General features: G+C 46.7%; 18 protein-coding genes. 10 read left to right on the top strand and 8 right to left on the bottom strand.

What is annotated here, in order from left to right:
- Positions 1-272 precede the first annotated feature (272 nt).
- On the bottom strand, positions 273-1,334 hold the full coding sequence (bioB, locus tag CBP12_RS04405) for a biotin synthase BioB (protein ID WP_086963337.1): 1,062 nt from the start codon (positions 1,332-1,334) through the stop codon (positions 273-275).
- A 228-nt stretch (positions 1,335-1,562) separates the two neighbouring features.
- Between bioB and bioA the strand changes: the two genes are divergently transcribed.
- A complete protein-coding gene (gene bioA, locus CBP12_RS04410; protein ID WP_232455187.1) occupies positions 1,563-2,816 on the top strand; it encodes an adenosylmethionine--8-amino-7-oxononanoate transaminase in 1,254 nt (417 codons plus the stop codon).
- Between the two features lie 64 nt (positions 2,817-2,880).
- Here bioA and CBP12_RS04415 read toward each other — a convergent pair whose 3' ends face one another.
- Together CBP12_RS04415 and CBP12_RS04420 are read right to left on the bottom strand one after the other, a co-directional pair.
- Positions 2,881-4,863, bottom strand: a complete 1,983-nt coding sequence (locus CBP12_RS04415; protein ID WP_086963341.1) for a sensor domain-containing diguanylate cyclase — start codon at positions 4,861-4,863, stop codon at positions 2,881-2,883.
- Between the two features lie 86 nt (positions 4,864-4,949).
- Positions 4,950-5,294: a hypothetical protein gene (locus CBP12_RS04420; protein ID WP_086963343.1), complete on the bottom strand. Its 345-nt coding sequence runs from the start codon at positions 5,292-5,294 to the stop codon at positions 4,950-4,952.
- 120 nt (positions 5,295-5,414) lie between these two features.
- On the opposite strand from CBP12_RS04420, the gene asnS reads away from it, so the two are divergent.
- The 6 genes from asnS (at position 5,415) to torD (ending at position 11,691) form a co-directional block, all read left to right on the top strand.
- Positions 5,415-6,815, top strand: a complete 1,401-nt coding sequence (gene asnS / locus CBP12_RS04425; protein WP_086963345.1) for an asparagine--tRNA ligase — start codon at positions 5,415-5,417, stop codon at positions 6,813-6,815.
- Positions 6,816-7,139: 324 nt separating this feature from the next.
- Positions 7,140-7,295 (top strand): periplasmic nitrate reductase, NapE protein, encoded by a 156-nt coding sequence (napE, locus tag CBP12_RS04430; protein WP_086963347.1) that lies wholly within the window; start codon positions 7,140-7,142, stop codon positions 7,293-7,295.
- 38 nt (positions 7,296-7,333) lie between these two features.
- The gene (gene torC, locus CBP12_RS04435; RefSeq protein WP_086963349.1) at positions 7,334-8,518 is read left to right on the top strand and encodes a pentaheme c-type cytochrome TorC; all 1,185 of its coding nucleotides are present in this window, start codon (positions 7,334-7,336) and stop codon (positions 8,516-8,518) included.
- A 22-nt stretch (positions 8,519-8,540) separates the two neighbouring features.
- A complete protein-coding gene (locus tag CBP12_RS13665; RefSeq protein WP_232455146.1) occupies positions 8,541-9,815 on the top strand; it encodes a molybdopterin-dependent oxidoreductase in 1,275 nt (424 codons plus the stop codon).
- Entirely contained in the window at positions 9,724-11,010 is a 1,287-nt protein-coding gene (locus CBP12_RS13670; protein WP_232455147.1) for a molybdopterin dinucleotide binding domain-containing protein, read from the top strand. The genes CBP12_RS13665 and CBP12_RS13670 overlap by 92 nt, the downstream gene beginning before the upstream one ends.
- A 36-nt stretch (positions 11,011-11,046) precedes the next feature.
- Complete coding sequence (gene torD / locus CBP12_RS04445) at positions 11,047-11,691, top strand: molecular chaperone TorD (RefSeq protein ID WP_086963351.1); 645 nt, start codon at positions 11,047-11,049, stop codon at positions 11,689-11,691.
- On the opposite strand, the gene CBP12_RS13675 is transcribed toward torD, so the two are convergent.
- The 5 genes from CBP12_RS13675 to CBP12_RS04465 all read right to left on the bottom strand — a co-directional run bounded on the left by CBP12_RS13675 (position 11,688) and on the right by CBP12_RS04465 (position 16,982).
- Positions 11,688-12,512 carry a putative bifunctional diguanylate cyclase/phosphodiesterase gene (locus CBP12_RS13675; protein ID WP_232455148.1) on the bottom strand — a complete coding sequence of 275 codons (825 nt, stop codon included), beginning with the start codon at positions 12,510-12,512 and terminating at the stop codon, positions 11,688-11,690. The genes torD and CBP12_RS13675 overlap by 4 nt on opposite strands.
- Entirely contained in the window at positions 12,455-13,600 is a 1,146-nt protein-coding gene (locus tag CBP12_RS13680; protein ID WP_232455149.1) for a GGDEF domain-containing protein, read from the bottom strand. The genes CBP12_RS13675 and CBP12_RS13680 overlap by 58 nt, the downstream gene beginning before the upstream one ends.
- The gene (locus CBP12_RS04455) at positions 13,601-14,164 is read right to left on the bottom strand and encodes a hypothetical protein (protein WP_086963354.1); all 564 of its coding nucleotides are present in this window, start codon (positions 14,162-14,164) and stop codon (positions 13,601-13,603) included.
- Between the two features lie 76 nt (positions 14,165-14,240).
- Complete coding sequence (locus tag CBP12_RS04460; protein ID WP_086963356.1) at positions 14,241-16,169, bottom strand: bifunctional metallophosphatase/5'-nucleotidase; 1,929 nt, start codon at positions 16,167-16,169, stop codon at positions 14,241-14,243.
- Positions 16,170-16,511: 342 nt separating this feature from the next.
- On the bottom strand, positions 16,512-16,982 hold the full coding sequence (locus CBP12_RS04465; protein WP_086963358.1) for a GNAT family N-acetyltransferase: 471 nt from the start codon (positions 16,980-16,982) through the stop codon (positions 16,512-16,514).
- A 489-nt stretch (positions 16,983-17,471) separates the two neighbouring features.
- Here CBP12_RS04465 and CBP12_RS04470 point away from each other — a divergent pair, with 489 nt between their 5' ends.
- The 3 genes from CBP12_RS04470 to CBP12_RS04480 all read left to right on the top strand — a co-directional run bounded on the left by CBP12_RS04470 (position 17,472) and on the right by CBP12_RS04480 (position 21,074).
- Positions 17,472-18,770 (top strand): lytic murein transglycosylase, encoded by a 1,299-nt coding sequence (locus CBP12_RS04470; protein WP_086963360.1) that lies wholly within the window; start codon positions 17,472-17,474, stop codon positions 18,768-18,770.
- A 286-nt stretch (positions 18,771-19,056) separates the two neighbouring features.
- Positions 19,057-20,064 (top strand): oxygen-dependent tRNA uridine(34) hydroxylase TrhO, encoded by a 1,008-nt coding sequence (gene trhO, locus CBP12_RS04475; protein ID WP_086963361.1) that lies wholly within the window; start codon positions 19,057-19,059, stop codon positions 20,062-20,064.
- Between the two features lie 128 nt (positions 20,065-20,192).
- On the top strand, positions 20,193-21,074 hold the full coding sequence (locus CBP12_RS04480; RefSeq protein WP_086963363.1) for a DMT family transporter: 882 nt from the start codon (positions 20,193-20,195) through the stop codon (positions 21,072-21,074).
- Positions 21,075-21,077: the final 3 nt, after the last annotated feature.

Raw genomic sequence — 21,077 nt, forward strand, 5'->3', positions numbered from 1 at the left:
CTCACCTTATTTATTAACGTATTGCCGGTGATAATAGCTGTCAACGATAAGCGATCAGCCGTCGAGAATGGCAGCACGAAGCCATACGTTCAACGCCGTACGCGATACGTTAACCACCAAATCCTCCTGTGTCAGTGCGAGGAGCGTAGCGACGCGGCAATCCATCGCACAAACGACGATACGCTGACCGCTTTGCGTAACACCCAAACCGGTGTTTTTCTTTAACGTATGGCATCAGCGTTAAACGTACGGCGTATGACGGACAGCCGCCCTTAAACTTCGTAATACAAAGCGGGCTCGGCTTGGGCGGCAATTTGCTCGTGCAACTCAATTTCCGTCATTTCATCCGGCTTTTGGCTAATACTTGAGTCTGGGTTTAAGCCACTGGGGCGAATACCTAAGCGTTTAAATAACTGCATATCGCTGTTTTCATCAGGATTGGGCGTGGTTAATAGTTTGCAGCCATAGAAGATAGAGTTAGCCCCCGCCATAAAACACATGGCTTGCATTTGATCGTTCATCTTTTCACGACCCGCCGATAAGCGCACATAGCTGTTAGGCATTAAAATTCTTGCCACGGCAATGGTGCGAATAAAATCAAAGTCATCTAAGTCCGCTTGGTTTTCCATGGGCGTGCCTTTGACTTTGACTAGCATATTAATGGGCACACTTTCGGGCTGGCGCGGTAAATTCGCTAAAGATTGTAATAAACCGGCTCTATCATCCATGCTCTCACCCAAGCCCACAATGCCCCCCGAGCACACTTTCATGCCAGAGTTGCGCACATGTTCAAGGGTAGTGAGGCGATCGCTATAGGTGCGAGTAGTAATAATATCGCCATAAAACTCAGGGCTGGTATCCAGATTGTGGTTGTAGTAATCCAAACCGGCATCGGCGAGGCGCCCCGCTTGCGAGTCATCTAACATGCCAAGCGTCATGCAAGTTTCTAAGCCAAGAGATTTAACTTCTTGCACCATTTTCACTAAATAAGGCATGTCGCGCTCTTTAGGATTGCGCCACGCCGCACCCATGCAAAAGCGACTCGAGCCATTAGCCTTAGCTTCTTTAGCCCGATTTAATACGGTCTCCATTTCCATTAAGCGCTCGGCTTCAAGGCCAGTGTTATAGCGCGCACTTTGCGGGCAGTATTTGCAATCTTCTGGGCAAGCGCCGGTTTTAATAGATAACAGCGTGCTAACTTGCACTTCGTTGGCATCAAAATGAGCGCGGTGTACTTGCTGAGCTTCAAATAACAAGTCAAATAAAGGGCGCTCAAATAAAGCAAGCACTTGCTCACGACTAACTTGCTTAGGGCTCGATGGAGTGAGGCTCATGCCAATTCCTTAAATAATAAGTACAGCTAACGCTGAGGAGAGAGATGATTTTTGGTTGGCTAGTTTAAGCTCCAATGTTAGCCTGTCAACCATAAACGCCCCTACACCTTTACGATTGATTACTTTATGAGCAATGGCATTTCTAATAATACGCTTCCTTTTTCACGCCCTAACACCACAACCACGCCGCCTTCTGCCTTAACTAACACTGACTTTGATCGCGTGCATATGTGGCATCCTTATACTTCGTTAACTCAGCCTTTGCCTTGTTATGAAGTGAGTCATGCCGAAGGAGTCTATTTAACATTAAGTGACGGGCGACACCTGATCGATGGCATGTCGTCATGGTGGTCTTGTTTACACGGCTATAATGTGCCCGAGCTAAATAGCGCCGCGCAGCAGCAATTAGCTAAGATGTCGCATGTCATGTTTGGTGGGCTAACCCATGAGCCGGCCATAAATTTATGTCGGGTATTATGCGAAATTTTACCTCCCGGTCTTGATCGCTTTTTTTTAGCAGATTCTGGCTCGGTGTCGGTGGAAGTGGCGTTAAAAATGGCGATTCAATATTGGCACGGTAAAGGCACCCCCAAAACAGTATTTGCAGCGCTAAATAAGGGGTACCACGGTGATACCTTTGGCGCCATGAGTGTGTGCGATCCTAACGGCGGCATGCACAGTTTGTATCAAGGATTCTTGCCTGAACATGTGTTTATTGAAAGCCCTAAAAGTCGCTTTAACGATGAATGGGATCCCGCCGATTTAGCGCCCTTAGAAGCCTTGTTGCAGGAACGTCATCATGAATTAGCCGCCTTAGTACTAGAGCCTATTGTGCAAGGCGCCGGTGGCATGTGTTTTTATCACCCTGAATACCTTAAAGGCGCACGAGCGTTATGCAGCCAGTATGATGTGCTGTTAATTGTCGATGAAATTGCCACCGGCTTTGGTCGCACCGGTAAGCTCTTTGCCTGCGAGTGGGCAGATATTAGCCCCGATATTATGTGTATTGGCAAAGCCCTCACGGGCGGTTATATGACGCTAGCAGCCACCATTACCAGTGAAAAAGTAGCGAATACCCTTTGTAATGGTCCAGCGGGCGTGCTGATGCATGGGCCCACGTTTATGGCCAATCCGCTGGCCTGCACGGTGGCTCTGGCTAGCCTCAATCTATTGCAGGCTTCTCCCTGGCAAAGTCGGGTTAGCGCAATTGAAACCCAGCTTAAAAAAGAGCTGGCGCCAGCCAAGCAACTCAGTGCGGTAAGTGAGGTAAGAGTATTAGGCGCCATTGGCGTTATTGAATTACACCAGCCATTAGAACTGGCTAAGGTACAAGCTCAGTTAGTAGCACAAGGGGTGTGGATCCGCCCCTTTGGCAAGCTGTTATATATTATGCCGCCTTATATTATTTCTAACGCCCAACTGAGTAAGCTTACCCACGCCATGGTCCATGTCTGCGCCCAAGTGAGCGAACTAAACGTTTAAGTCACCTGTAATAAAAAAACCGAGCTTAAGCTCGGTTTTTACAATCTTTTATGTCAAAAACGCCTTAAGACTCATCCTGATAAAGAACCACTTGATTACGCCCCTGCGCCTTAGCTTGGTATAAGGCAATATCTGCTTGCTTTATAAGATCGTCTAACGTTTGCTCTGGCAAACTTAACGCCGCCACGCCAATAGATACCGTAAAATGCACTTCTTCATGTTTGTTGGTCACTACCACCACCTGCTCAAGGGCGCGGCGTAGGCGCTCTGCCACTTCCAGCGCAAAGGTGACGGGAGTAGGACTTAAAATAAGCGCAAACTCTTCGCCGCCAATACGGCCAAAGATATCGGTTTCTCGTAAGTTTTCATTTACTTTATTAGCCAGTGCTTGCAGGACTAAGTCACCGACGTCATGGCCATATTGATCATTAATATTTTTAAAATGATCGGCATCTATCATTATGACCGCTAATGGCTGGTAATAACGCTGGGCGCGTTTAATTTCAAATGTACCGCGCTCGTAAAAATGGCGTCTATTACTAATGCCGGTTAAACCGTCATTGTTAGCTAATAACTCCAGCCTTTGCTCAAGTTCAATGCGCTCACTAATATCAAAGACACTGGTGCGAGCAGCAGAAAAATGCCCTTGTTTATCTTTTAAGATAGTAGCGGAATTAGAAATATAAAAAGTACTGCCATCTTTGCGCTGCATTTCTAATACTATATTTTCTTGAGGCAGCCCTTGAGTAAAGCCATTAAAAAAGTGTTCAAACGTGTCTTTACTGTCTGGCGTTAATAATTGACTAAAAGGCTGATTAATGACGTCTTGGCGTTGATAACCTAACCAATCTAATTCGGTTTGGTTAATACGAATAACATTCCCTTGATCATCTAAGCTGTGATACCCACAGGGCGCATTGTCATATAAATCGTGTAATACCTCATTAAGTCGGCGCTGCTCACGCCGGCGCACGCGTAAATGGGTACTGACAATCGCGATTAATAACGCCGCACCCACTAACAAAATACCGAGCAAAATTAATAAAGATTTACCCATGGTCTGATATAAAAATGAGCGCTGATGAATATAATCATAAGGCACAAAAATAACTAACTTCCAAGTAGTATTATTATTGGACTGTTCGGTTAGCACCACATCATGTTGCGCCATAAAATGACTAGGCAGCTGGGTGTTAAAATTAAAAGGCTGAATAGTTTCAAAGCGAAAAATACCCGCCTTAGTCTCTAATACCCCTGAGCGTTGGCGAGCAATTATTGGCCATTCTTCCGGATACATATTAGCAAAAGTATGCTTAGGCTTGCCTAAGTCGGCGCCCCATTCATTACTGCGTTTATGATTACTTAACCAATAGCCTTGTTCATCTAATAACATGCCTTGCTGGTTAGCACGTTTGCGCATTTGCTGGCGAAACTTTTCTAGCATGCCTTTAGCCAAGTAATTAATTACTAATACCCCCGCTCGCTGGCCATCGTGATCAAACACCGGCACCGAAAAACGCATAATGGGCTTATGAGGCAATTCAATTTCATTATGCTTTACGCTTAAGTCGAGCTTAGAGACAAATATTTCATCTTTAGCTAAATTTTTCGCTTCGGTAAAATAATATCGATCAGACTTATCTTGCAGTGCTGCTTTAGGCGTAATGGTATCTTGACCCTTAACTAAGCTCACACGCACTCGCTCGCGGCCCGCATTATCGAGCAAACGAATTTGGTCAAAACGGTGAAATGCCGTAGAGACTTGTTGAAAGTACAACTCGAGTTGGTGGCGATGTGCCTCATCAAAACTACTTAGGTAGTCTTTAAGGCGCGCCGAGTGCTGAATTAAGCCCAAGACATGGAGTTGTTCATCCATTTCTTGTTGAATAAGCTGGCTGGCCGCCACTACCGAAGTTTCTTCATTGGCGAGTAAGCGCTGCTTGACACCTTGCTGATATTGTAAATAAACCGGATAAGTCACGGCTAAAACCATGGCTGATAATAAGATAAGCAACCATAAAAAACGCTTAAAAATCAAAGTTTTCATTATGTACCTAGGCTAAATAACAGCTGCGAGGCATATTGTTCACTTAGCCCTGCAAAAAGCGCATGCTAACACAAAATAACGCGAGATTAACGGGGGGAAAAGGTTCCCAGTAATAAGGTGGCGATAGCAAAAAAAGCCAACATAACTAAATAGACTTTAAGGTATTGTAATTGTGGGCTGCCTTTTAAATGCACCACAGTAAACAAGGTCACCGCTATCCCCAGAGCGCCCCAAATGCCTACATGAAACCAAAAATGATGTAAGCTTAGCCACTCGGAGCGCACGCTAATATCGTGGTTTTTTAAATAACCAAAGTTTTGCTCCGGCCGCCCAAAATGAAAGAACAATAGTAACAACACATAAAGTGCCCAGCCGCTCACCGTCAACGTCATTAGCAGCTTGCTGAGCCAATCAAAGCGTCGCGGCGACATGTCTACCTCCTGTTACAATTTTTGCTTGAGTCCTGAGTGTACACGGGTAACATTAGCTGCCTTATCTATATAGTCTATCGGCACCCCCCGATTAAGTTTAAGCTGGAGAGCGATTTTACAATGAGCCACGCATCCGTTACTGATGTGCTTACGGGCAAATATCCCGTTGGCAGCACCGTTACCGTTAAAGGGTGGATCCGCACCCGCCGCGATTCTAAAGCCGGCATTTCTTTTTTAGCTATCCACGATGGTAGCTGTTTTAATCCGGTACAAGCTGTGGTGCCTAATAGCGTGGCAAATTATCAATCTGAAGTGGTGCGCTTAACTACCGGTTGTTCAGTTGCTGTGACCGGCATTGTGGAAGCATCTCAAGGCCAAGGTCAAGACTTTGAGTTGCAAGCCACCGAGGTACAAGTCATTGGCTGGATTGAAGACCCAGACAGCTATCCTATGGCCGCAAAACGCCACTCTATTGAATATTTACGCGAGTATGCCCACCTTCGCCCTCGCACCAACATGATGGGTGCAGTCACCCGAGTGCGCAACTGCCTAGCCCAAGCTATTCACCGCTTCTTTCATGAAAACGGCTATGCTTGGGTCGCTACGCCTTTAATCACCGCCTCCGACTGTGAAGGTGCGGGTGAGATGTTTAGGGTGTCCACTCTTGATCTGGAAAATCTACCGCGTACGCCACAGGGCGGCGTAGACTTTAGTGAAGATTTTTTTGGTAAAGAAACTTTTTTAACCGTCTCTGGCCAGCTCAATGCCGAAGCTTATGCCTGTGCCATGAGCAAAGTGTATACCTTTGGTCCTACCTTTAGAGCAGAAAACTCCAACACTAGCCGCCATTTAGCCGAGTTTTGGATGATAGAGCCGGAAGTGGCCTTTGCCGATCTGGATGATGTGGCACACTTAGCGGAAGCCATGCTCAAATATGTGTTTAATGCGGTATTAGAAGAGCGCATGGATGACATGAATTTCTTTGCGCAGCGCGTCGACAAAGATGCAATCACCCGCTTACAAGACTTTGTGGCGAAAGACTTTGCACAAGTAGATTACACCGATGCCATTGATATCTTAATCGCCTCGGGTAAGAAGTTTGAATTTGCCGTGGAATGGGGCATCGACTTATCTTCTGAACATGAGCGCTATTTAGCAGAAGTTCATTTTAAAGCACCGGTGGTGGTTAAAAACTACCCCAAAGACATTAAGTCTTTCTATATGAAGCTCAATACCGATGGCAAAACCGTCGCAGCCATGGACGTATTAGCGCCCGGTATTGGTGAGATTATCGGTGGCTCCCAGCGTGAAGAAGTCTTAGAAGTATTGGATGAGCGCATGGTGGCCATGGGCTTAAATCCAGAAGATTATGGTTGGTACCGTGATTTGCGCCGCTACGGCACAGTGCCCCACTCAGGCTTTGGCTTGGGCTTTGAGCGCTTAATTGCCTATGTAACAGGAATGGGGAACGTACGAGATGTTATCCCCTTCCCTCGTACACCTCGCCATGCCGACTTCTAATAGCATGTCATAATAAAAAACCCGCTTAAAAGCGGGTTTTTTTATATCTAGCACCACCTACTACCTTGCCCCACCTCTATCCCTAATCCCTAGTCACTAGTCACTAGTCACCTCTAAATTACTTACTTCTCTTAGCTTTCATAAGTTGCATTGCAGATGAATATACTAATTTTTAATATTGTTCGTTAATTATGACTGCGATCAACTCTTCAAACAGAATTATATGTTAATTTCTATCCATTCTTACTGACATTTTGTTGTGACGTATCTGCAGAGCAAGCTGTATCCTGCGCGACCTGTGATACCTAACTTGAGGAATACCCTATGCCCTCTTCTCCCACCACGCGTCGCCAAGAATGGCGCACCTTTTTATTGATCACTGTGGTGATCATCCCTTTGCTGAGCGTCATGATAGTGGCCGGCTATGGCTTTAGTGTCTGGTTCTTGCAAATGCTGTTTGGCCCTCCGGGGCACGGTTAATGTCTGTGGTGAGTGGTGCCTGTTAATGCGAGGATCCAATGAAAAAATTCATTAAGTTATTTTGGAATACAGTGCGCCGCCCCTCGGTGCACATCAGTTTAGGGGTACTCACGCTAGGTGGCTTTGTGGCGGGGGTTATTTTTTGGGGTGGCTTTAATACGGCATTAGAAGTGACTAATACCGAGCAGTTTTGTATTAGTTGCCATGAAATGGAAAATAACGTTTACCAAGAGTTACAAGAAACCATTCATTGGTCTAACCGCTCAGGCGTACGTGCCACCTGTCCCGACTGTCATGTCCCTCATAATTGGACTAATAAAATTGCCCGCAAGATGCAGGCCAGTAAAGAAGTGTGGGGCAAGGTATTTGGCACTATTGATACGCGTGAAAAGTTTCTCGATAAACGCTTAGAGTTAGCGCAACACGAGTGGGCGCGCTTTGCTGCCAATGGCTCATTAGAGTGTCGAAACTGTCATGATTATAACAGCATGGATTGGGACAGGATGTCTGATAAAGCCAAGCGCTTTATGAAGCCGGCAGCGGAGCGAGACCAAAGCTGTCTCGATTGCCATAAAGGCATTGCTCACCATCTTCCGGACACTATGGTCTTTAAAGACCCAGCCCTTGATCAACTTGAACAGCGCGCCAGCAACTTAAAAGTTAAAGAAGGTGAGCAATATTATGCCGTTAAGGCCGTCACCTTATATTTAGATGAAGCACTCACCCAAGAAGCTGGCGAATTAGAAGCCGCCGCTCCCGTGGAGCTAGTTAAACACAAAGGCGATGCGGTGCAATTAGCCATTCCCTCTTGGCGTAAAACGCGCGGCTTTGGCCGAGTCTGGTATGAAGATTTTGGCATGAACATTCCTAATATGGTGTTGGATAAAGAGGTTGCGCAAAACGAGGCACACGTCACAGTGACCGCACCCGCTAAAGAAGATGCCATGACCGGTCTTCCTTGGGAGCCAGTAACTATCTCTTTATGGACTCAAGCAGGCTCCTTATTACCCGATGCCGATGATTTATGGGGCTATGCCCGAGATACCTATCGCAGCGGCTGTAGTGTGTGTCACTCGCAACCCGCCGAAGGGCATTTTGATGCAAACACTTGGCCGGGCATGTTTGCCGGTATGGTCGGCTTTACCAATATGGATGCGGACACCCAAGCGTTAGTACTCAAATACTTACAAAAGCATTCCTCCGATTATGCCACTGCACATTAATTAATTTTGACGAGGCACAATAATGGCTATTTCACGCAGATTTTTTCTTAAAGGCTTAGCGGCCAGTTCAGCGGCCGCCTTAATTGGTCAAAGTGTATTAGTGCGCAGTGCTCAGGCGGCCACGGTTTCTAGTGCCGGTACTTGGCGCACTGCCGGCTCCCACTGGGGAGCGATGAAAGCCTTAGTGAAAGGCGGTGTGGTGGAGCAAATTAAACCCTTTGAACGGGATAAGTACCCCAGCGATATGCTCAATGGCATTAAAGGGTTAATTTATAACCCTTCACGTATTCGTTATCCTATGGCTCGCCTTGATTGGTTAAAAAATCGTGAACACAGTGATCGCAAGCAACGGGGCGATAATCGCTTTGTCCGCGTTACTTGGGATGAAGCGCTGGATCTGTTTTACGAAGAATTAGAGCGAGTGCAAACCACCTATGGTCCTTCTGGCTTATATGCGGGTGCCACCGGTTGGCGCCAAACTGGCCAGTTTCATAGCTGTGGTAGTCATATGCAACGTGGCGTTAATCTACATGGAAACTTTGTTGATAAAGTGGGCGATTATTCCACAGGCGCTGGCCAAGTTATTTTGCCCTACGTCATGGGCTCCACTGAAGTCTATGACCAAGGTACCTCTTGGCCGTTGATTTTAGAACACTCCGATACCATAGTGTTGTGGGCTAACGATCTTTATAAAAACCTCCAAGTGGGCTGGAACTGCGAAACCCATGGCTCTTATGAATATTTAGCCGAGCTTAAAGACAAAATTGCCAGCGGCGACATCACAGTCATTAGTGTGGATCCCGTTCAAAGCAAGACTCAACAGTATTTAAACTGCGAGCAGCAATACATTAACCCACAAAGTGATGTGGCCTTTATGTTAGCGCTCGCTCACACCCTCTATACGGAGCAATTGCACGATGAGCCATTCTTAAATACCTATACCTTAGGCTTTGAGCCTTTTATGGCATACGTATTAGGTAACGCCGACGATCAGCTAGAAAAGACACCCGAATGGGCGATGCCGATTTGTGGAGTCGATGCCGAGCGGATACGCGAATTTGCCCGTCTTTTAGCGAGTGGGCGCACCCAAATTATTTTTGGCTGGGCCATTCAGCGCCAGCAACATGGCGAGCAGCCCTATTGGGCCGGTGCTGTGCTCGCCGCCATGCTGGGCCAAATTGGGCTGCCTGGTGGCGGCATTAGCTATGCCCACCATTACAGTGGCATTGGCATTCCCCCACGGGCGCCAGTGTACCGGGGGGTTTCCAAGAAACTTAGAGCCAGGAAAAGAGCCTGAGCATCCCAGTACTGACTTTAAAGGGGCGAGCCCCATTATTCCCGTGGCACGCTGGATTGATTGTATTTTAGAGCCAGGCGCTAAGCTGCAATATAATGGCAGTGAAGTGACTTATCCTGATATTAAGATGTGTATCTTTAGTGGCTGTAATCCTTGGCACCATCATCAAGATCATAACCGCATGAAACGTGCTTTTTATGAATTAGAAACAGTAATAACCATTGATTACTCGTGGAATGCGACCTGTCGCTTTTCAGACTTAGTGTTACCCGCTTGCACTCAGTTTGAGCGTAATGACATCGACGTCTATGGCGGCTATTCAAAGACGGGGATTTTGGCGATGCACAAATTAGTGGATCCGCTGTTTCATTCGCGCACCGACTTCGATATTTTTACCGACTTAACACGTCGCTATCATCGCCATAAAGAATACACGCAAAATAAAGATGAGTTTCAGTGGCTGCGCGAGCTTTATAACGATTGTCGTCGTGCTAATGAAGGCAAGTACCCCATGCCAGACTTTGAGCAATTTTGGGCCGATGGCTACGTACATTTTGGAGAAGGTGAAAACTGGGTTCGCCATGCAAGCTTTAGAGAAGACCCCGAAGTTAATGCAGTAGGGACGCCATCGGGATTTATTGAAATTAGTAGCCGTAAAATTGGTAGTTACGGCTATGATGACTGCCAGCAATATCCAAGATGGATGGAAAAAGCCGAACGTTCCCACGGCGGGCCTGGTTCAGATAAACACCCTTTATGGCTGCAATCGGTACACCCTGACAAACGACTGCATTCGCAAATGTGTGAGTCTGATGAATATAGAGCCACCTATACGGTACAAGGTAGAGAGCCGGTTTTTATCAGTCCAGAAGATGCCAGCACGCGCGGTATTAACGATGGTGACTTAGTGCGCGTTTTTAATGATCGCGGCCAATTACTTGCCGGTGCCGTGGTATCCGAGTTATTTCCAAAAGGGGTGATCCGTATTCAAGAAGGCGCTTGGTATGGGCCAACGGATGCAAGCCTTGGCGCGCTAGATACCTATGGCGATCCTAATACGCTGACCTTAGATGTGGGGACGTCTCGCTTAGCCCAAGCGCCCAGTGCCAATACTTGCTTAGTAGAGATGGAAGTATTTAACGGCCCCGTACCGCCCGTCACCTCTTTTGGTGGGCCACAGCGGGTGGATGCTTAAACGCTGGACTTAATAATTAATCACCTTGAGAGAGCCATGACATTAACGACTGCCCCGCTCACGCCCGAGCAACAATTAGTGAGTGAGTATTATCAACATCAAGCTTTATTGTGCCAATGGTTTGCTACCTTATTTGCTCGCGAGTTAGATGAGGCTAGCGTGCAAACCTACCTTAAAGGCGGCGCTGATCCGTTACTGGATGAGCTGGAATTAATCGAAGAATTGGCGCCCCTCGTGCGCCCTTTCCGCCAAGCCATTGCCAGCTTAATATTGCTTAGGGAGCCACGCCTTGAATTGGCAGCAGATTTTGCCAGCTTATTTTTAAGCGATGCCCGCCATAGCCCAGCCCCCTACGCTTCATTATATTTAGATGAAGGACGCTTTAGCGGGCCGAGTTTAAGTAATATGCAGCAAAGATTAAATGAGCTGAATATGGCGGTGAGTGAGAGCTTAAATGAGCCCGCCGATCACCTTAGTATCATGTTGGAGTATTTAGCGGCGCGTTACCAAACGCTAGCCAGTTTGCCCACTCCCAGTGAGGAAGCTGAGCTGGTTCAGTTTAGTCAACAAGAGCTGGCCAGTTGGCTACCCCAGTGGGCACAGCGCGCGCAGCAGCTTGATACAGCCAGTGCTTTTTACCCTAGCCTAATGAGGCTGCTTAGCGCCTATATCTGTGCCTAACTGACACTAGTGTTAGCGCGTTTAGCAAAGGCGCTAACATTAGCCAGCAGCTCTTCAGTCATGTGTAGCTCGCTCATGGGGCGGGCTAAAAAGTAGCCTTGACCAAACTCACAACCCAGCTGTTGTAACTTAGTCTGTTGCGCTTTATCTTCAATGCCCTCGGCTACTATTTGCATATCCAAGCTTTGGGCTAAAGAAATAATAGTTTGTACCAAATTAGTGGCGCGCACATCCGTTGCCATATCACTCACAAACGACTTATCTATCTTTAATTTATTAATTGGCAATTGGCGCAAGTGGCTAAAAGAAGAATAGCCAGTGCCAAAGTCATCCAATGCAATCTCAATACCCAGCCCGCGCAACTGCTGTAAAATTTCTGTGGAGTCTGCCGTATCCCATAAGCTGGTATCTTCGGTAATTTCTAACACTAAACTGGTCGCTTCCAGCTGGGTTAAGCGCAATACTCGGCGCACGGTACTGGCTAATTCTCCGTCCATAAAAATACTGGGACTAATATTTACATTTACTTTTAATAAAGGGTGCCCTGCTTGCTGCCAGCGCCGCAATTGAGCGCAGGCACTTAATAACACCCACTCATTTAAGCGATGGGCTAAACCATGCTGCTCAGCTACCGCAATTATCTCTAATGGCGGCACCACGCCATAATCGGGACTCGTCCAACGTAATAAAGCCTCAACAGACTCTATGTTGCCGGTAGCTAGATGATAAATAGGCTGAAAATGTAACACTAAACTATGTTGCTCTATGGCGGCTTGTAACGCGATAGCCAGTTTTTGTCGGCGTAAACGCCGCTCATCCATGCCACTTTCATATAAGCGCGTAGCAAACTGGCGATTATGTTTTGCATAATACATGGCGGTATCGGCATGAGATAATAACTCAACCACTCCCTGAGCTTGGCTCGGATATAAACTGGTACCAATGCAGGCTTGGGGGATAAACAGCCATCGGGCAAGCTTACATCGCGCACTAAGGAGCGCCACATCATGACGGCCATGGCTTGGGCTTCTTCAAGCTCACTTAAGCGCTGAATAATAACAAACTCATCGCCGCCTAAACGAGCGACCTGATCCTGTTCGCCAATAGTATTTTTAAGCCGTTCCGCCACTACTTTTAATAACTGATCCCCTACTTCATGGCCCAAGCTATCGTTAATGGCTTTAAAGTCATTTAAGTCTACCATGTGCACCGCAAGCGCACTTTTATTAGTGTTAGCCCAGCTAATAGCCTCATCAATTAATTGATAAAAATACATACGATTGGGCAAGCCCGTTAAAATATCGTGATAGGCTAATTCTCGATTGCGCCGATTCTCTCGCACTAGCATTAATAAGATTAAACCGCCGCTTAATAATAAGCCGGCTAAATACAGCGCGCCTTCTAAGCGGGTATCTTTTAACACATCAAGTTGCAGCCAGGTATTTTCACTAGAATAATTTTCTACATTAATGGCACGAGCGGCGCGGTGAAAAGGCAATAACTCTTGGCGCAATTGCGCAATCTCAGCTTTATCTTCAGCCTTTAGGGCATAAATGCGCTCTTCCCATGACTCTAACTGAGACACTAAATTATTAAGGAGCTCTTCAACGCCGGCTTGTGCGCGCAGCGGCTGGCTTTCTTTACCTTCTAATAACGTGTTGAGCCGACTCCACAACAACTCAAAGTTGAGCTGGACAAATTCTTCATCTTCAAAGTTTGCGGCTAATGACGATAGCGCCAAATCAAACTTAACTACTTCAATCTCAAGCTCCGAGCTATTCCGCCCCATGGCTTTCATGGTGGAAGAGACATAGCGCACGACATCAAACTCACGAAAATAGCTGTAAATGGAACTGGCACCAAATACCAGCACAATGAGCATGAGGATCAGTAGTTTAATTTTTTTCACTTACTGGACGTCCAAGGTTTTTAATTGCCAAATTAATAGCTCATGATACCGTTTATTATTAAGCTCTTTTAAATCCGATAACGGCAGCATTAACCAAGTGGGGCCCTTATCTCGAATACGCATCTCTTTGCCATCTAAGCGCGTAGTTACCAATAATTGCTCTAACTCAAGATCATGGGTGTCTATTTCGGCAAAATACTCATTATAAGCAATGGCTTTAATGTGATGACCGGTGGCACCAACGCGTTCTAATACCTCTTTTAATAACACCCCACTAAATTGATGAGCACCGTTGGTCCAAGGAGTTTTAGTTGTAAATTCATGCTGCTCAAGCGCATCGAGCATAGCTAAATCAAATTCAGCTTTAGGTTGTTCAGACTTATCTGAGAGGGAGGTGCTATTGCTTACTTTAATATCGCCGGTAATGGTTAAGATAACGCGGCCTTGGGGTGGGTCAAGGGCAGGCAGGGTTTGGGCATTGGCTATCAATGCCACGCTATAAATGAGACCGCCAAGCAACCAAGAAGCCAGAGCAAAAGGATTTTTTATGGGTTTTATTAACATAATAAGCTTCCTCTATCGTCGCAAAATCATTTTAATTAATAAAAACAGACCCGAATTAATCGGGTCTGTGTTTAGTTTATAACCGATTAAGGCTAATCCCTGTTTCTGTCACTGGAGTTAAGGTGGGGTGCACTTGCTGCACATATTCAGTAAATGCCACCGCCGCCGCCTCACAGCTCACTTGAGCGTCTTGGCAATTTAAAGGCTGATTGATGTAATCGGGCGCTATCTTGCCGTGTGCATTTTTGGTTAAACGCGCCACGGGAAAGGCCGCCAGCTTGCCATTAACATAGGCAAGATCTAAGCGATCGGTAAGCACTTGTTGCGCATCAAATAACGTATCTTGGCTGTGAAAACCGCTCAAGGCGACTTGGTATTGCTGATTAGGCTTTAAGCGTGTCCACTGGCCTTGTTGTTGGTATTCTAGGTTATTTACATACCCTCGCCCTGGGCTGGTTTCATTAAATTCATAACGTAAACCGGCGACATAAGGAAACTGACTACCATCTGCGCCCTTAGCGATAGCACTATTAATGGCTTCTAAAATTACGCCCGCGACTTGGCGCCCACTTAATGACACTAAACTCAGCGCCTCTGTTGAGGGCAGCAGCCCCATGTTAATTTGTCCCGTTTTTAATACTCCAACTTCAATATTTTGTTGAGGCGTCCCTGCACTCACTAGTGCAAAGTCTACTTGGCGCCCCGTAACGGATTGCACAGCAGGAGTATTAGCCCAGTACCATTGGCTGGCAGCAACCAGTGGCGCTACTTGAGAGCTTTTACCATCCACCGGCTGCGTGGCATGATTTAGCGTATTAGGCACCATACCAATGGTTTTGCCATAGGCTTGAAGCAAGCTTGGGCGATATTGTTTCGCGATATATTGCTGTAGCGATTTATCTTCTTCTACTATTGCCACCTTACTCGAGTGCGCAATATGTTGGTTAACTTGCTCTAATTGAGCGTCATTAAGGCGCTGTTGTTCGTTATGACTAGCATCACGATAAAACCGACTATCGACTAATAAGGTATTATTGCCCTGACACTGGCTCACCCGACCGTCATAGGTAAAAGTTACGGTCACTTTACCCATGGCTTGGCCACGCTGGCCCGATTGCACCACACAGGTACGGCCTCGGCCATTAGGATTAGTGAAGCTTTGGGCATAAGGTTCATTCTTTGTGCCGCCGATATCACTAAAATCTCCTAATAGAGCATCAGCATGGCCGCCCACAATCACGTCTATGCCATTCACCGACTGCGCCAGCTCGCGATCTTTTTCCAGACCAAGATGGGTCAGCGCCACAATATAGTTAACGCCTTGCTCTTTAAGCGCATTCACCGTGCTTTGAGCGCGACTAATTTCATCACTTACCCGTAAATGACCTAAGTTGGCACCTTGGCTAGCTAAGTCTTGATTAATTAAGCCAAATACTGCCACTACCGGGTATTTACCCGCCTCTTTTACGCTAGCAACTTGTTGTTTCTTATTACCTTTAAAGCGATATAAAACATAAGGCTGCAGATTTTCTTGCTCACTCAGAGCAGGCTCTTGGCGAGTATCTAAGTTAGCCGCCAGCACCGGAAAGTTAACTTGCTCTATAAATGAGGCTAAGCGGGCATTATCCAAGGAGAATTCTCGCTCGCCTAACGTCATGGCATCAAGGTGCATCCGGCTTAGCACATCGGCACTCATTGCCCCTTGATGTTGTTTAAAATAACCGGTGCCTTGCCAGGCGTCCCCTGCATGTAAAAACAAAAAGGCATGCTGCTGATCTTTAGCCTGTTCGCTGAGTTGATTGGCATAGCTAAGCAAGCGCGCACTGCCCCCTGCTTGGGTGTAGACCGCATTATCGGCAAAGGTGAGGCGTACATCGCTGGCATCAAAATGGGCGTGAGTGTCATTAATATGGGCAATCGTCAGACTAAAGGGCTGATCTAATTGTGAGCTTGCACAGCCACTAAGCGTTAACGCTACTAGGCTCGCCATTAAGGTTTTCTTCATGTAGCAAAACACTCCACAACAAAGGTAAATTAAAAAAGGAAAAAGACCATATTACGATTAACCCGCTACTAAAAACTAGCTTTTTACTTTAGCGTTAATACGCGTCTTCAAGAGTCGCGCCTAAGACTGCGCGAATACGGCCACATCGACTGAGCAAGAATAGACTTTTGCCCTCTAAGCAGGACTGCAAAAGATAAAAACTTTGCGCCAGTTAAGACAGAATATTAGAACTATTGTCAGGTACTGCAATCACTTATCGGCAGGGGCTTAACTAGGACTAATTTTCTAAAAAAGTGCCCGATGGTGGCATTGAATGGGCGTGGGCACAGAGCTTAAGCGCCGTTAACTAAGCTGTTTTTCCATAATAAAACGAGTAAAAGCGATGTCTTCTTTTTCAACCCGCTCTTGGGCGACTAACTGATAGCCTCGTTGTTCAAACATGGGACGCGATAATACGCTGGCATCTGTGCCTAAGCAGCTAATGTGGCGGCGTTTAGCTTCTTGCTCAATATCTTCACACAAGCGCCCCGCAATCCCACGACCGGCGTGCTCGCCTAACACATATAAAAGTGCCAAGTGATCATCGGGGTGTAAGGTAGCAAACGCGACTGGAATTTGGTTACAGGCCATGACTCGGGTATAGCCGGTTAGCACTAAGCTTCTAAAGTCAGCGGCATATAAATAAGGAAAGGCCGCCCAAAACTCTACTTGTTCATCACTGTAGCCTTGGCGACCCTGTGCCATCACTGAGTCGTGATAAATTAACTCTAAACTACTGAGGTCGGTGTCTTTAAAATCCCTAATCAGATACATAACAGCTCCGATCAAATAACAAGTAAGCGATATAACTTAATTCAGTATTCATCATCATGACTCACAGCACTTGCTTTGCCTAAGTGTGGCACAGCCAAACACTGGCTTTTCCTTAAGCTTAAGCAAGGTGACACCTATTGTTGTCCCTTATCGGCCAGCGCCGCTAAAACTTAATAGCCGCTTGCCTAAAACTACAGTGATAATGGGCTTAACGTTTAGTCCCCCCTCTTTTGTTATACGCAGCTTGTGAACTAAACACCCCTAGAGCATAACAAAGCTAACTAGGAGTGGCAGCTGCCTTTGATAAGCTTAATGACACTATTGTTCGCTTAAACTAAGTCATACCTTTATAAAGCCATAAAAGCCTCACTTATGCACTCCATTCGCTCGACAGCCCTTTTCTTTTTATAGACTTGCGATATGCTGCCATGATGCACTTTTATTCTGTGTCCATTTTTGTAACCACCTTTATCTAACAACAGAGAACTCATGCTAAAACCATCTTATATCAGCGCCTTGATGCTGGGTGTTATCTTAAGCGGCTGCACTAGCCAAGCTAATACCGCGCCCGTGAGCTCTGAAACAGCGGCTCCCTTAGCCACCAAAGATAACGCCACTAACGCGACTCAATCAGCAACCGCCGCAAGTGCGCGCGCCAGTGAGCTGGCCGACTTTGCTCGCTGGCAGCAGAAGTTTCGCCAACGCGCCATAAAAAGTGGCATTGAACCTCTGATTTTTGACCGTGCTTTTAAATCCGTCACCCTAGATCAACAAGTAATCAAGCTAGACGGCAGCCAAGCTGAATTTACTCGCCAAATTTGGGAATACTTAGATACCGCCACCTCAAAAAGCCGCGTAACAACTGGCAAAGAGAAATGGCAACAACTGCGTACAACGCTGGCTGCCATTGAAAGCCGCTATCACGTGGATGCAAAAGTGGTGATGGCCATTTGGGGCATGGAAACTAACTATGGCTCTTATCGCGGTAATACCAATACCATAGCCGGCTTAGCTACCTTAGCGTTTGAGGGTCGGCGACGAGAGTTTGCCGAGTCGGAGCTGATCGGGGCGTTAAAGATTTTACAAGCTGGCGACGTCAGCCCTGAGAAAATGCGCGGCTCGTGGGCGGGCGCCATGGGGCACACCCAATTTATGCCGACTAGCTACTTGCGCTATGCACAAGACTTTAATAATGATGGCAAGCGAGATATTTGGTCTGAAGACCCCACAGATGCGCTGGCATCTACTGCGGCTTATTTAGCACACTTTGGCTGGCAACAAGGGGCGCCATGGGGAGTGGAAATTAAGCTTCCGGCTAACTTTGATTATGCGCTTGCCGAGCAAAGTAATGTTAAACCCACCGCCTATTGGCGCCAGCTTGGAGTTAGCACTATCACAGGCCAGCCTTTACCGGATTACGGTGACGCAGCCATTTTAGTGCCCGCTGGCGCACAAGGGCCGGTGTTTGCAATTTTTAAGAACTTTAATGTGATCCGTCGTTATAACAACGCCACTTCCTATGCCATGGCCGTGGGTCATCTCGCCGATAAGCTGGAGGGGGGTGGGGAATTTAGCGCAGCTTGGCCGCGCACCGAGCGCGCCCTAAGTCGCAGTGAAAAAGTTCAGTTACAACGCGTCCTCACCGCTAACGGCTTTAACACCCAAGGTGCCGATGGCGTCATCGGTCCTAATACTCACAGCGCCATTCGGGCTTATCAACAAGCAAATGGCCAAGTGGCAGATGGTTATGCCAGTGCCAGCTTATTAGAGCAGCTCACCAAAAAATAATCGCTTGCGCTATAGGTGACTTAAGTTAAAAGACCTACCCTTAAGCCTAAAAAGCAAAGCCTACGCTTTGCTTTTTTTATGCCCTTGCAGCAAAATTTAACTTCTTAAGTCGCGACTAACACTCCCCTTTTTGCTTTAAGAAGCGTGCCAAGGCGAGGTTTTATGCTGCAGCGAGTGCTTAAAATTTGCTATCATATGCCAGCTTGCTTGCTGGGATTAGCGCGGTTATTCACCCAGCACGGCGTCTTCTTTTCGTTAATACGGCGCAAGTGCGCTGGAGTTATTTATGTCATCAGCTGCTGTTACTAAAGACACCCACTTTGTGGTGTGCGCTCTTTATAAGTTTGTTAGTTTAGAAAATCATGAAGCGCTGCGTGAGCCGCTACAAAGCTTACTTGAGTCTCTTGCTATTCGTGGCACTTTACTACTGGCCAGTGAAGGAATTAATGGCACTGTGGCAGGCCAGCCGTTAGCCATTGAACAATTAAAAGCATGGTTTGCACAAGATGCGCGCTTTTATGGCATTGATTACAAAGAATCTCTCAGTACAGAGCAGCCTTTTTATCGCACCAAAGTTAAGCTCAAACAAGAAATTGTCACTATGGGAGTGGAAGGTATTGACCCGCTACAAGTGGTGGGCACCTATGTCGCAGCCAAAGACTGGAACGACTTAATCTCGGATCCTGAGGTAGTGCTAATCGACACTCGCAATGACTATGAAGTGGAAATTGGCACTTTTAAAGGAGCGCTTAATCCTAACACCGATAGCTTTCGTGAATTTCCTGAGTATGTTAAAAACAACCTCGATAGCACTAAGCACAAAAAAGTTGCCATGTTTTGTACCGGTGGTATTCGTTGTGAAAAAAGCACCGCTTACCTTAAAGAACAAGGCTTTGAAGAGGTCTACCACTTGCATGGTGGTATTTTAAAGTACTTAGAAGAAGTGCCTGCCGAGCAGTCATTATGGCAAGGCGAGTGCTTTGTGTTTGATAACCGCGTGACGGTGAATCACCAGCTGCAACCTGGCCAATATCAATTATGCTCGGCGTGTCGCGCCCCGTTATCGCCTTTAGCACTCACTCATGCTCACTATCAGCATGGGGTGAGTTGTGAGTATTGTTATAACACTCATACCCCAGAGCAACAGCAACGCTATGCAGAGCGTGAGCGCCAGTTACAATTAGCGAAGGCGCGCGGTGAAGCCCATATTGGCAGTGATGCTGTCGCGAACGCTCATCAAAGACGAATGGCTAAGCTGGCTCGCAAAAAGCAGCAACAAAGCAAGACAGAGTAAAGGGAATAAGTTACAGCGACTTTCCTAATCATCCACGCTAAATAGCTACCTAACTAAATAAAAGGGGTAAACTTAAGACCCACCTCGGTGAGGTCTGGGCTCTCCCCTTCACTGTTCACGAGACCTCAATGCTCTGGATCCCTTTTACGCTATTTGCCGCTTTTATGCAGGCATGGCGTAATGCCCTACAAAAACAACTTAGCCAAGACTTAGGCGCCACTAGCGTTACTTTAGCGCGTTTTATTTTAGCCGGCCCTTTAGCCGCCTTATATTTAGGCGCACTTTATCTTTGGTCCCCTCTTGAACCGCTGCCACACTTTTCTTGGCGCTTTAGCATATATATTGTCGGCGCGGCGGCGTGTCAAATTGTAGCAACGGCGCTGATGGTGCGCTTATTTCAATTACGTAATTATGCGGTAGGCGTTGGCCTAGCTAAGAGTGAAGCAATTTGGGCGGCCGTGCTAGGTACACTTTTTTTTGGTTCGTTATTAACGCCCCTTGGCTGGCTAGGCGTAATAATAGGAGGGGTTGCCGTGGCGTTATTAAGTGGGTTGCGTAATATTCACGGCGCCATGTCGCCTAACACCTTATTACTGGGGATAGCCAGTGGGCTTACTTTTGCACTCACCTCACTGTGGGTGCGAGAGGCCAGTTTATTACTTGAGCTGTCATTTCCTTTTTCTGCAGCTTGGGTGTTAGCACTGGTAGTCAGCTTACAAACCTTAGTGCTAGTAGCGTGGCTGGGGCTAAAAGAGCCGGCAAGCTTAGTAGGCTTAGCGCGCCGCCCTACGTTAACGGCATTAATTAGCCTATGTAGTTGCTTGGGCTCTATCGGTTGGTTTAGCGCCATGAGCTTAGAAAGTGTGGCACTGGTTAAAACGCTAGGCCAAGTAGAAGTGTTATTTACCCTCCTTATTTCTAGCTATTATTTTAAAGCTAAATTAGCTCGCCAAGACCACTGGGGTTTAGTCTTAATCGTGTTAGCAGCGCTGTGTGTAATGTGGGCTTAGCAC

Origin of the sequence: Oceanisphaera avium (genome assembly GCF_002157875.1) — a bacterium.
In the GTDB taxonomy this organism is placed as follows: domain Bacteria; phylum Pseudomonadota; class Gammaproteobacteria; order Enterobacterales; family Aeromonadaceae; genus Oceanimonas; species Oceanimonas avium.